The following is a 12,524-nucleotide window of genomic DNA, read 5'->3' on the forward strand; positions in this document are numbered from 1 at the left end:
GCGTCTCCTGAAAAAGGCCCTGAGGGTGCCGAACGATCTTCAGCTTTATCAGGCGTTGCAGTCGGGAAAGATCGGCCGCTCCATTCGCATCACCTGCCGCCCCAGATCCGATGGCGGCGGTGCGCTCGTCCATTCGCGCCTGTCGGCCATGTGCTTCGCGCATGCCGCGGGCATCGAATATGTGCACACTCCGTTTTCGGTCGTGACCCATGCGGAGGGCGATCCGGACGAGTGGACGAGGCGCTGGGAAGATTTCTTCAATCTCGGCCTCGGCGAAACGCCGGCCGGAGACGAAGCGGCGACCGACATCAAGACGCTGCTCAATCGTCCGCGCCTTTCCCGGCAGCCGGGCCTCCTCGTTTCCGCGCTGCATTTTCACGGCTACTGCTCTAGGTTTCCCGACGCCTATCGCGCGGTCATCCCTGAGTTCCGGGCGAAGTATTTCGCATCCGACAAGAGCGACATCGCGCTCAACCGGATCGAACAGGGCATCACCGTCGCCTTTCACATCAGGCGCGGCGACGTCTCGCTGAGCGATCCGGTGACCGCGAGCCGCTTCACCGATGACGAGCGGCTGCTCAACCTCGCCATGCGCATCAAATCGCTGTCGCAGGAGCTTGGCGTCCCGGTACGGATCAATATCTATTCGGAAGGAGACGCGCGCGACTTCGCCCGCTACACCGATCTCGGCTGCGAGCTCCATATCGGCGACGATGTCTTCACCACCTTCCACAATCTCGTCGAAAGCGATGTCCTCGTCATGGCCAAGAGCGCCTTCAGCTTTGTCGCGGCGCTGCTTTCGGATGGGGTCAAGCTCTATGAGCCATTCTGGAACGCGCCTATGAGCGACTGGCTCACAGTCGACGCCCAAGGCGCCTTCGACGAGGGACGCTTCCGGACGATCCTCGCCGAACGAGCGGCCGGAGAGGCATAAGCACCCTGCCACGGGCCCCGGCAATCGGCCGGGCGCTTGCGCTGGCGCAAAGACGGCTCCCGCCCCATCGATCCATCATCGCGCCCGGGAACGCTCCGCCGAGGTGCCGATTTGACCATCGACGAGGAAATGACGGTCGCCGACCTCATGGATCGGTGGCCGGGGACGATAGGCGTCTTTATTCGCCACCGCATGAGCTGCGTGGGCTGCCCCGTCTCGCCCTTTCATTCGATCAGGGTCGCCTGCGCGGAGCATGGCGTTCCGCTCGCGCCATTTCTCGCGGCGCTTGCGGAAGAAATCGGCGATGAAGGCTAGCTCCCGTCCCGGCCGCGCTCGGCAAAGATCATGAGCTTGTGGGGCTCCTTGAGGACGATGCGCTTGCGGCCGCTCCCGATCAGCCCCTGCTCTTCCCATGCGCTCAGAATGCGGCTGACCGTATGAAGCGTCGTGCCGGTCATCTCGGCGATGTCCTGCCGGGTGATCGGAAAGTCGATGAGGATGCCCTCCTCCGTCTTTTTCCCGGCCTGATTGACGAGCCTCAGCAGCGCATGGGCGACCCGCCGCTGAACCTCCTCGGTCGAAAGCTCGCGGATGCGCGTATGCGCCTCCTGAAGGCGCTGGCCCACAGTCTGCAACGCGCTCACGGCAAGCGAGGGAATGCGGGCGACGAAATCGTCCCAGTGCCGCGAATCCCAGGCCAGCGTCCGGCTTTCCGTCACCGCAATCGCCGTTCCCGGATAGTCGTCGCGCCGCAGCGCTCTGGCGATGCCGTAGAGGTCGCCCGGATTGACGTGGCGGACGACCACCTGCCGCCCGTCCGGCGTCACCTGCGAAACCTTGAGCCGGCCTTCGAGGAGAAGGAAGAATTCGCCTGCCGGATCGCCCTGCTGAAAAACGGCCTCACCCTCGGCGATTCGCCGCGTATGCGAAAGCGCCAGCACCGCCTCGATATCGGCATCGTCCATCTTCGCAAACATGTCGAAGCTGCGGACGAGCGAGGCATCGGGACGGGACATGGGGCGCTTCTCGAATGTGCGGAAGGGATGGACGCTACTATAGACCATCGCCCCTCCCCGCAAAGAGGATGGCCGCTCCCCACGCGGAAAGCGGCCATCCTTGCCCCTCGCCCGCTTCAGGTCAGAGGCTCGCGGCCTTGACTGGCGCGCCGCCACGGAACACCGCCGAATTGGGCGGGCCCTCGACCTCGATCACGGCCACGAGCCCCTTGTCGACCCTGGAGAGCGCGTGATCAACGATGAGGTATTTGCCGGGCACCTCGAACGTTACTTCCGCGATCATGGCGCCGCCCGGCGGAACGGAGACGGTCTGCACATCGGCCATCGGCCTCGTCGTCACCGTGCCGTAGTCATAGACCTTGTCCATGATCTCGCCGATCACATGAAAGGACGATGTGCAGTTGGGGCCGCCCACGCCGAAGAAGATGCGCGCGGTCTCGCCGCTCTTCACCTTCATCGGATGCTGCTCGCTCAACGCGCCCACGGCACCGTTGAAGACGAAGAATTGAGGGCGCTCGTTCATCAGGTTCTCATAGCTTTCCGTCAGCTCGCCCTGCGTGCCGAAAGGCTCCTCCGTGTAGATCTCACCCTGCATCACATAGAATTCGTGATCCACCTTCTCGAGGCCGCCCGCAGGCTCGACAAGGATGAGCCCATACATGCCGGCTGCGATGTGCTGCGCGGCCGGTCGCGTCGCACAGTGATAGACATAGAGGCCGGGCTTCAGCGCCTTGAAGGTGAAGCTCTTCGTCTCGCCCGGCGCCGCCTCCGATTCATGCATGCCGCCGCCGGGGCCCGTCACGGAGTGAAGGTCCACGCTGTGCATCATGGAGCTGTCGGCGGGGTTGGTGAGCCGCACCTCAACCGTGTCATCCACACGGACGCGGAGGAAGGGCCCCGGCACCTTGCCGTTGAAGGTCCAGTACTGAAAGGTCGCGCCATCGGCGAGCTGCCCCGTCACCTCGGAGGTTTCGAGATCGACTGTCACATGCATCGGGCCGCGCGCGCCCACGGGGCGCGGCAGATCGGTGGGAAGCCGCACGATGCTCGCCGCCTTCGCGCCGCTGGCAGGGGCGGGTTTGGCCGGAGACTCATGGTCCATCCGCATCGCGGCGGACGCGATGCCCGTTCCGCCGATGAGGCTGCCAAGGCCGATACCGAGAAACGCCGCGGACCCCAGAAGCTGCCGGCGATCGGTAAAATTTTCTTTTTTCATCTCAACCCCTTTGGGCTGCGCCCAACCCAGCTCCTCCCCGCCGCTCGACGCCACAAGTCTCGGCACCGCAGGACCGCCGATCTTTGCTGCAACGCAAACAAGGCCGCCTCATCTCGCACCTGCGACGACACGCCGCCCGTGAATGCGTCTCAATCTTGATTTGCTGAATCGCAACGTCCTGTCTCCGCGCTAGGATTAGGCTTGCTGAGCATGCAAACAGGGAGAGGAACCCGCCATGGAGGGAACGAGCAGTCAGAGGCGCGCCTATGTGGGATCGGCATTTCTGAGCGGGGGCTTTCGCCCGTTCTATCTTTGCGGCGCGCTCTACGCCGCGCTTGCCGTGCCGTTCTGGGTTCTCTTTCTCCATGGGATCGTTGCCCCCGGCGGCGCGCCGCTTGAGCCGCTTTACTGGCACGCGCATGAGATGATCTTCGGCTTTCTGGGCGCGATCGTTGGCGGCTTCATCCTCACCGCCATTCCAAACTGGACGGGCCGCCTGCCCGTCATGGGAAATCCCCTCGGCGCGCTCCTCGCGCTCTGGCTTGCCGGGCGCGTCGGCGTCGCGCTTCTCGGCGCCGGAGCGATCACCCCGGCGGCGGCGCTCCTTCTCGACCTCGCCTATCCGGCGGCGCTCGTCGCCACCACCTTGCGGGAAATCGTCGCTGGCAAGAACTGGCGCAATCTGCCCGTCGTCGGCCTCGTCGCGGTCTTCGGCCTCGCCAACCTGCTCTTCTATATCAGCTTCTGGACCGCCCTCGACCCCATGCTCGCCATCCGCCTCGCGCTTGGCGGCGCCGCCGTTCTCATCACATTGATCGGTGGACGGATCACACCGAGCTTCACGCGGAACTGGCTCGCAAAGGGCCATGGCGAACCCTTCCCCGCGCCGTTCGGCATGGTGGATCGCGCGGCGCTCCTCCTCACCGGGCTCTCCATGCTCGGCTGGGCGATCTTCGTGGACGGGCCTGCGGTGGGCGCGCTCCTGCTCCTCGCCGGGGCCGTGCAACTCGTCAGACTGTTGCGCTGGCAGGGCTTGCGAACGGCGAGCGAGCCGCTCGTCCTCATCCTGCATATCGGCTATGGCTGGCTCGTCGTATCGCTTCTTGCGATGGGCGCCGCCGCACTCGCCCCTTACGCTGTGAATGGCAGCGCCGCGCTGCACGCGCTGACCGCCGGGGCCATCGGCACGATGACGCTTGCCGTGATGACGCGCTCGACGCTCGGCCATACCGGACGCGCGCTGACGGCCGATGGCGGCACGGTCGCGATCTTTGTGCTCGTCAATCTCGGCGCTGTTCTGCGCATTGCTGCGCACCTGCTTCCGATGAATTATGTGCAGGCAACAACCATCGCCGGCACGTTTTGGAGCGCGGCATTCCTCGTCTTCGCGCTCAAATACGGGCAATATCTGCTGACGCCGCGCCGTTGAGCGGCATCAGGCGACGCGGAAATTCTTGAACTGCCAGGGGTCGTCCCTGTCGAGATCCTCCGGAAAGAGGACGCCGCGATCGGCAAGCGGCGTCCAGTCGCTATAGGCGCCGACAATCCCGCCGAGATATGGCGCGCAAATCTCGATGACGCGCTCGAAATCGAGTTCATCAGGTTCAAGTATCCCGCAACGCGGATTTTCCATGGCCCATATGACACCGGCGAGCACGGCGGATGTGACCTGAAGGCCGGTGGCGTTGTTGTTCGGCGCAAGACGCCGCGCCTCCTCGATCGAAAGGCGCGAGCCATACCAATAGGACTTGCGCGCATGCCCCATGAGGAGCACGCCAAGCTCGTCTCTCCCGCTGACGATATCGTCGACGGCGATGCGCATGTTGTCCTGAAGATGCCAGTTCTTGCCCGCGAGCTCATGCACCGAGAGCACCGCCGCATCGCAAGGGTGATAGGCGTAATGCACCGTGGGGCGATAGATGACGTTCTCGCCTTCGCGCACCGTCAGATATGAGGCGATCGAAATCGATTCACCATGCGTGATGAGGAAGCCGTGATAGGGCCCCTCCAGCGGCGTCCAGCTTCGCACGCGGGTCGATGCGCCGGGACGGCCGAGATAGATCGCCGCGCCACCGCCGAATTCATGCCGGAACCCGTCTTCGGGAAAATGCCGTTCATGGCTGCCCCAGCCGAGTTCGGCGGGCTGGCATCCTTCGCCGACAAAGCCTTCGACCGACCATGTGTTGACGAACTCGCCGACGCGCTTCGGCACAGATGACACCTGCGTATCGCGTTCGGCGATGTGGATGACACGAATGCCGAGCCTCTGTGCCAGCTGGGCCCATTCCTCCCGCGACCGGGGCTTCGGGATATCGAACCCCAGATCGGCGGCGACATTGAGCAGCGCCTGCTTGACGAGGTGCGAGACGAGGCCGGGGTTGGCGCCATGCGTGATGATCGCGGTCGGCCCGTTCTGGCACTTCGCGCGGAGCGCCAGCGCCTCCTCGCGCAACGCATAGTTCGAGCGCAGCGAAGGCGGGATCGAAGTGTCCGTGTAACGGCCCGGCCATGGCTCGATGCAGGTATCGAGATAAAGCGCGCCGCGACGATGGCAGAACTCGACCAGGGCGAGGCTCGACACATCGACGGAAAGGTTGAGAAGGAAATCGCCTTCGCCGATCAGCGGATCGAGGATCTCCGCGTAATTCTCTCTCGTCAGCGGATGCACGATGAAGCGGATGCCCAGCGCCTCCGCCTCGGCGCGGCCGCTCTCATCCGCCGTGAGTATCGTGATCCGGGATGGCGCGATGTCGACATGACGCAGGATCAGGGGCAGAGTGCCCTGCCCGATGCTGCCGAAGCCGACCATGACGATGCGGCCCTGAAACGCGACGATTTTCGTGTCGTTGGACATCTTCACAATTCCGGCGATGGCGGCGTGGCTCTCGAAGATTTACGACCTCACTCCGCCTTATACCGAACATGATTTCCCATTGAAAGAATGCATCTGAAAGCGCCCCAAGCGTTCTTTGATCGAGGTCAATGCAAAGCCCCCCTGCCCGGTCATGACTAGTTGGCACAGAGGCAGGAGACGTTCATGCAAATTCCCCTTTCCATCACCTTCCGCCACATCGAGCCATCGCCCGCTCTCGAGCAGCGCATCCGCCAATCGGTGGAAAGGCTCGAACATCTTTATGGCCGCATCACCGGCTGCGACGTGGTGGTCGAGGCGCCGCAACATGGGCCGAAGAAGGGTGGCCTCTTCACCGTCAGCATCAATCTTCGCGTGCCCGGCCATGAGATCGCGGTGACGGGTCCGCGCCCCAGGGATCACGCGCATGAGGATGCCCATGTCGCCGTCAGAGATGCGTTCGAAGCGGTCGCGCGTCGGCTCGAGGATCATGCGCGGAGGACGCGCGGCGACGTGAAAACCCACTGGACCCCACCCGGCTAGAGCGCGCTTCGCGCCGCCGCGACAGGAAAGGACCAGGTCATGAAGGCTCTCGTTTATCAAGGCCCGGGCAAGAAGGCCCTGGAAGACCGCCCCATGCCGGAAATTTCGGACCCGACCGACGCCATCGTCAAGGTCAGCCGGACGACGATCTGCGGCACCGATCTCCACATTCTCAAGGGCGATGTTGCGACCTGCAAACCGGGGCGCGTCCTCGGCCATGAGGGCGTCGGTATCGTGGAGAAGACGGGGCCCGGCGTCACCGCCTTCAAGAAGGGCGATCACGTCCTCATTTCCTGCATCTCGTCCTGTGGCAAATGCGACTATTGCCGCCGGGGCATCTATTCGCATTGCACGACGGGCGGCTGGATTCTCGGCAATGAGATCGACGGCACACAGGCCGAATATGTGCGCATTCCTCATGCCGATACGAGCCTCTATCCCGTTCCCGCCGGAGCCGATGAGGAAGCGCTCGTCATGCTGAGCGACATCCTCCCCACCGGCTTCGAGTGCGGCGTTCTCAATGGCAAGGTCAAGCCGGGCGACACCATCGCCATTGTCGGCGCCGGTCCCATCGGCCTCGCGGCGCTGCTGACAGCCCAGTTCTTCTCGCCCGCCGAGATCATCATGATCGACCTCATCGACAACCGGCTCGAAGTGGCAAAGCGTTTCGGTGCCACAACGGCCGTCAACAGCGCCAACGGCAAGGCCGTCGAGACAATCATGAAGATGACGGGCGGACGCGGCGTCGATGCCGCTATTGAGGCGGTCGGCGTCCCCGCCACGTTCATCCTGTGTCAGGACATCGTCGCGCCGGGGGGCACCATCGCGAATATCGGCGTTCACGGCACCAAGGTCGACCTCCATCTGGAGACGCTCTGGTCGCGGAACATTTCGATCACGACGCGCCTTGTCGACACTGTAACGACGCCGATGCTGCTGAAGACGGTACGGTCGAAGAAGATCGACCCGAAGCTCCTCATCACGCATCGCTTCAAGCTCGCCGAAATGCTCAAGGCCTATGACACTTTTTCTGACGCCGCCAAAACCCACTCTCTGAAGGTCATCATCGAGGTGTGAACGGGGCATGAAACCGATCGCCGGGAAAAGCGTCTTCTTTCCCATCCCGCGCCACGGCGCATGAGGCCCTCGCAGCCATGGACAAGAAGTTCCGCTTCAACTTCGGCTATTTCCTCGTGGCGCTGCTTGCCATCACGGCATTCCAGATCTGGCTCGGATCGCGGCAGGTCGCGCATATCGACTACAGCGATTTCCTGAAATACGCCCATGAAAAGAAGATCAGCGAGGTCACCGTTACCGAGACGCAGATCCATGGCACCTTCGTCAAGCCGGTCGATGGCAAGGAGTCCTTCACGACGACGCGCGTGGAGCCCGGCATCGCCGATGAACTCATCAAGGAGGGCGTGAAGGTTTCGGGCGGCACGGACCAGAACTGGATGACCGTGCTCCTCTCCTGGCTCGCGCCCATGCTGCTTTTTCTGGGCCTCTGGTTCTTCGTCTTTCGCGGCTTTGCCGAACGGCAGGGCGTCGGCGGATTGATGAGCGTCGGCAAGTCGAAGGCAAAGGTCTATGTGGAAACCAAGACAGGTGTGACCTTCGCCGATGTCGCGGGCGTCGAGGAAGCGAAGCTCGAGCTTCAGGAAGTCGTCTCCTTTCTCAAGAACAAGGAGAAATATGGCCGCCTCGGCGCCCATGTGCCGAAGGGCATCCTTCTTGTCGGGCCGCCGGGCACGGGCAAGACGCTGCTTGCCCGCGCAGTCGCCGGCGAAGCGGGCGTGCCTTTCTTTTCCATATCGGGCTCCGAATTCGTCGAGCTCTTTGTCGGTGTCGGAGCGGCGCGTGTGCGCGATCTTTTCGAGCAGGCGCAGAAGGCCGCACCCTGCATCATCTTTATCGACGAACTCGATGCGCTCGGCCGCGCGCGCTCGCCCATGGGCGGCCTTGGCGGACAGGACGAGAAGGAGCAGACGCTCAACCAGCTTCTTGCCGAGCTTGACGGGTTCGATCCGCGTGTCGGCATCGTTCTTCTCGCCGCGACCAACAGGCCGGAAATCCTCGATCCCGCGCTGATGCGCGCCGGGCGCTTCGACCGGCAGGTGGTCGTCGATCGCCCCGACCGGAACGGGCGCGCGGCGATCCTCAAGGTGCATCTCAGAAAGGTGATCGTCGCGCCCGACATTGCGCCCGATGAGATCGCGGGCATCACGGCAGGCTTCACCGGCGCCGACATCGCCAATCTCGTCAACGAGGCGGCCATCGTGGCGACGCGGCGCGGCGGCGACAATGTGACGATGGAGGACTTTACCCGCGCCGTCGAACGCATCGTCGCCGGATCGGAAATGAAGAGCCGGCTTCTCAAGCCTGCGGAGCGGGAACGCGTCGCCTATCATGAGATGGGACACGCGCTCGTCGCCTCCACCCTTCCGGGCACGGACCCCGTTCACAAGGTCTCGATCATTCCCCGCTCGATCGGCGCCCTCGGCTACACGCTCCAGCGCCCGACGGAAGATCGCTTCCTCATCACCACGAGCGAACTCAAGAGCCGTATGGTCGTTCTTCTCGCCGGACGCGCAGCGGAGGATGTGACCTTCGGAGAAATCTCGACCGGCGCCGCCGACGACCTCGCCAAGGTCACCGATGTGGCGCGGCAGATCGTGACCCGTTTCGGCATGACGCAGGAGCTTGGCCAGCCCGTGCTCGAGCAGCAGCGATCGAGCTATCTCGGCGACAATGTGCTCAGCATGCGCGAGAAGGACTACTCGGAAGCGACCGCACGAGAAATCGACCTCGCCATTCGCGGTCTCATCGCGGAAGCCTATGAGCGCGCGAAGGACATCCTGCGCACGCGCAAGAACGATCTCGAATCCGGCGTTCGTCTTCTGCTTCAAAAGGAGACCATCACGCCAGAGGATTTTCCTCCGTTGAAACCGCGAGAAGCCGCGGACGCGACCGCGATCCGCGCCGCCGATGCGATGCGCGGAACGTCTTGAGAGGACAGGCACATGCTCGACATCAATACGGACAAGGTCTGCTACGTCATCGCCAAGGCGCGCATGTTTGACGTCAAGGAGGAGATCAGCGACCCGGATTCCGGCTCCAATCCGACCGATGAGGACATGCGGGACATTCTCGAGGATTTCGCCGACGATCCGACCCAACAGGAACTCATGTCTTTCATTCGCGGCCTCGACGAGGAGGAGCAGATCACTCTCGTTGCGCTCGCATGGGTCGGGCGCGGCACTTTCGACAAATCGGAATGGGCCGAGGCGCTTGAAACCGCGCGCGACGAACACAATGCGCGCACGGCCGAATATCTCCTCAGCCTGCCGCTTCTGGCGGATTATCTCCAGGAGGGGCTGGAAGCATTCGGCGAGAATTGTTCGTCATTCGACGAGGGCCACTGACGCCCCTTCCTGCGCCTCCTTGACCTCGATCAATGCCGTTCCCGCCCGGATTTCGCATAAGAATCAAATCACTGGATGCAGGCGTAATCCATGTCGGCAGAAACTGTGGCGGGTGAAGACTATATCCGCTGGTTCAAGGACATTCGCGTCGGGGACGTGGCTCTCGTCGGCGGCAAGACGTCATCGCTCGGCGAGCTTTACAACGCGCTCTCGGCGGCGGGCGTGCGTGTGCCGAACGGTTTCGCGCTGACAGCCGCCGCCTATCGGGATGCGCTGAGCCAATCAGGCGCATGGGAAAAGCTGCGGCCCCTCTTCGCCACGCTCGACATATCCGATACCGCGGCGCTTTCCGCCGCCGCGGCGAGCGCCCGGCAAATCGTCTATGAAGCGACCGGAACAAAGGCGATCCGCGAGGGCATAGCGGCTAGCTATGCCGAACTCGAAAAGCAGTATGGCCGCAATGTCGCCGTCGCCGTCCGCAGTTCCGCAACGGCCGAGGATCTGCCGACGGCAAGCTTCGCCGGGCAGCATGAGAGCTTCCTCAACGTGCGAGGCACGGGCGCGCTTGTCGAGGCGTGCCGCCGCTGCTTCGCTTCCATCTTCACCGACCGGGCCATCGTGTACCGGCGCAATAACGGCTTCGATCACTTCAAGGTCTTCCTCTCCGTCGCCGTTATGAAAATGGTGCGCGCCGACACGGCCGCCAGCGGCGTCGTGTTCACGCTCGACACGGAATCTGGTTTCCGCGATGTCGTCTTCATCACGGGTGTTTACGGGCTTGGCGAAACGATCGTGCAAGGCCAGGTCGATCCGGACGAACTCTATGTGCACAAGCCGACCTTCCAGCAGGGGCACCGGGCCGTGCTGCGCCATTCGCTCGGCGCCAAGCAATCGAAACTCGTTTATGCGCGCGCCAGAGGCTCCGTCACCACGCGACTGAGGACCGTGCCGCGAGCGCAGCGCGAACGCTACTGCATCCTCGACAGCGAAGCCCTCGCCCTGGCGGGTCAGGCCATCGCCATCGAGGAGCACTACTCCCGGGCCGCCGGGCATCCGATGCCCATGGATATCGAATGGGCGAAGGATGGCGATGACGGGTTCATCTACATCATCCAGTCGCGGCCGGAGACGGTCGCCTCGCAGCGCGCGACAAATATCGTCGAAGTCTATTCTCTCAGGGGCACGGGCACGGCCATGGCGACAGGCCGCGCCGTGGGTGAAAAGATCGCCACCGGCAAGGCGCGCGTTATTTCCGACCCGCGCGAACTGGCGAGCTTTCAGCCTGGCGAGGTTCTCGTCGCGCAGACGACGAGCCCCGACTGGCAGCCCGTGATGAAGTCGGCGGCCGCCATCGTCACCGATCGCGGCGGGCGGACCTGTCACGCGGCTATCGTCGCGCGCGAGCTTGGCGTTCCCGCCGTCGTGGGCGCCGAAGGCGCGACTTCGAAGATCAAGACCGGAATGACCGTCACCGTTTCCTGCGGCGAGGGCGAGACGGGCCATATTTACGAAGGGAGCATCCCTTTCGATGTTTCGCGCGTCAGCACCGACAATATCCGGCGGCCGCGAACGGAGATCATGGTCAATCTCGGAAATCCCGACCTCGCCTTCCGCACCGCCATGCTGCCGAATGATGGTGTGGGCCTCGCGCGGATGGAATTCATCATCAACGAATATATCGGCATCCATCCGATGGCGCTGGCCGAGCCCTCGAAAACGTCGCTCGGGGACCGGAAGATGATCGAGCGGCTGACACGCGGCTATGAAAAACCGACCGACTTTTTCGTCGAGAAACTTTCCGAAGGCGTCGGCACCATCGCCGCGGCCTTCTATCCGAAGCCCGTCATCGTGCGCCTGTCGGACTTCAAGACGAATGAATATGCCCGTCTCATTGCGGGCGAGCCCTTCGAACCGAAAGAGGCGAACCCCATGATCGGCTTTCGCGGCGCCTCCCGATACGCGCACCCTGCCTATGAAGCTGGCTTCGCCCTCGAATGCGCGGCGCTCGCCCGCGTCCGCGGCGAAATGGGCCTCACAAATCTCCGCATCATGGTTCCCTTCTGTCGCCGCGAGGAGGAAGCGCGCAAGGTGCTCGCCGCCATGGCGGAGCACGGGCTCAGACGCGGCGAGAACGGGCTTGAGATTTTCGTCATGTGCGAGATTCCGAACAACGTCATTCGCGTCGATGCCTTCGCCGAACTTTTCGACGGATTTTCGATCGGCTCCAACGACCTCACACAACTCACGCTCGGGGTCGATCGCGACTCCGAAATCGTCGCCTTCGATTTCGACGAGAGCGATCCGGGCATGCTGGAGATGATGCGGCTTGCCGTGACGGGCGCGCAGCGAAACCACCGCCATGTCGGAATTTGCGGCGAGGCTCCCGCGAATGATCCGGGCATCGCGCGTTTCCTCACCGATCTCGGCATCAGCTCGATCAGCGTCAACCCCGGCAGCCTCATACGCACCATGAATATCGTCGCGGAGGCAGAGAGCGCCACTCCGGGCGTCGGGGCCGGCGGATGATGCCGCGCCTCCGGCG

The 12,524-nt window shown here is 63.4% G+C and carries 11 protein-coding genes; 8 read left to right on the forward strand and 3 right to left on the reverse strand.

Annotated elements, in window-relative coordinates:
• Nucleotides 1-934 (forward strand): hypothetical protein (locus PKA57_RS07010; protein ID WP_324298914.1); only part of this gene is annotated, 934 nt, incomplete at its 5' end.
• A 111-nt stretch (nucleotides 935-1,045) separates the two neighbouring features.
• Nucleotides 1,046-1,249, forward strand: a complete 204-nt coding sequence (locus PKA57_RS07015; protein ID WP_324298916.1) for a DUF1858 domain-containing protein — start codon at nucleotides 1,046-1,048, stop codon at nucleotides 1,247-1,249.
• Here PKA57_RS07015 and PKA57_RS07020 read toward each other — a convergent pair.
• Nucleotides 1,246-1,950 (reverse strand): Crp/Fnr family transcriptional regulator, encoded by a 705-nt coding sequence (locus tag PKA57_RS07020; RefSeq protein WP_324299055.1) that lies wholly within the window; start codon nucleotides 1,948-1,950, stop codon nucleotides 1,246-1,248. The genes PKA57_RS07015 and PKA57_RS07020 overlap by 4 nt on opposite strands.
• A 121-nt stretch (nucleotides 1,951-2,071) precedes the next feature.
• Nucleotides 2,072-3,166: a copper-containing nitrite reductase gene (gene nirK / locus PKA57_RS07025; RefSeq protein WP_324298918.1), complete on the reverse strand. Its 1,095-nt coding sequence runs from the start codon at nucleotides 3,164-3,166 to the stop codon at nucleotides 2,072-2,074.
• A 235-nt stretch (nucleotides 3,167-3,401) separates the two neighbouring features.
• Between nirK and PKA57_RS07030 the strand changes: the two genes are divergently transcribed.
• The gene (locus PKA57_RS07030) at nucleotides 3,402-4,595 is read left to right on the forward strand and encodes an NnrS family protein (RefSeq protein WP_324298921.1); all 1,194 of its coding nucleotides are present in this window, start codon (nucleotides 3,402-3,404) and stop codon (nucleotides 4,593-4,595) included.
• Nucleotides 4,596-4,601: 6 nt separating this feature from the next.
• Here the strand turns inward: PKA57_RS07030 and PKA57_RS07035 are convergent, their stop codons facing one another.
• The gene (locus PKA57_RS07035) at nucleotides 4,602-6,020 is read right to left on the reverse strand and encodes a saccharopine dehydrogenase NADP-binding domain-containing protein (RefSeq protein ID WP_324298923.1); all 1,419 of its coding nucleotides are present in this window, start codon (nucleotides 6,018-6,020) and stop codon (nucleotides 4,602-4,604) included.
• Nucleotides 6,021-6,203: 183 nt separating this feature from the next.
• On the opposite strand from PKA57_RS07035, the gene PKA57_RS07040 reads away from it, so the two are divergent.
• From PKA57_RS07040 to ppsA, 5 genes are all read left to right on the forward strand, one after another.
• Entirely contained in the window at nucleotides 6,204-6,560 is a 357-nt protein-coding gene (locus PKA57_RS07040; RefSeq protein WP_324298925.1) for an HPF/RaiA family ribosome-associated protein, read from the forward strand.
• 39 nt (nucleotides 6,561-6,599) lie between these two features.
• Entirely contained in the window at nucleotides 6,600-7,637 is a 1,038-nt protein-coding gene (locus PKA57_RS07045; protein WP_324298927.1) for a zinc-dependent alcohol dehydrogenase family protein, read from the forward strand.
• A 77-nt stretch (nucleotides 7,638-7,714) separates the two neighbouring features.
• Nucleotides 7,715-9,568 carry an ATP-dependent zinc metalloprotease FtsH gene (gene ftsH / locus PKA57_RS07050; RefSeq protein ID WP_324298929.1) on the forward strand — a complete coding sequence of 618 codons (1,854 nt, stop codon included), beginning with the start codon at nucleotides 7,715-7,717 and terminating at the stop codon, nucleotides 9,566-9,568.
• Between the two features lie 12 nt (nucleotides 9,569-9,580).
• Entirely contained in the window at nucleotides 9,581-9,982 is a 402-nt protein-coding gene (locus tag PKA57_RS07055) for a DUF3775 domain-containing protein (protein ID WP_324298931.1), read from the forward strand.
• 90 nt (nucleotides 9,983-10,072) lie between these two features.
• Nucleotides 10,073-12,508 (forward strand): phosphoenolpyruvate synthase, encoded by a 2,436-nt coding sequence (ppsA, locus tag PKA57_RS07060; RefSeq protein WP_324298933.1) that lies wholly within the window; start codon nucleotides 10,073-10,075, stop codon nucleotides 12,506-12,508.
• The last annotated feature ends 16 nt before the right edge of the window (nucleotides 12,509-12,524 follow it).

Origin of the sequence: Parvibaculum sp. (assembly GCF_035325945.1) — a bacterium.
Lineage (GTDB): Bacteria > Pseudomonadota > Alphaproteobacteria > Parvibaculales > Parvibaculaceae > Parvibaculum.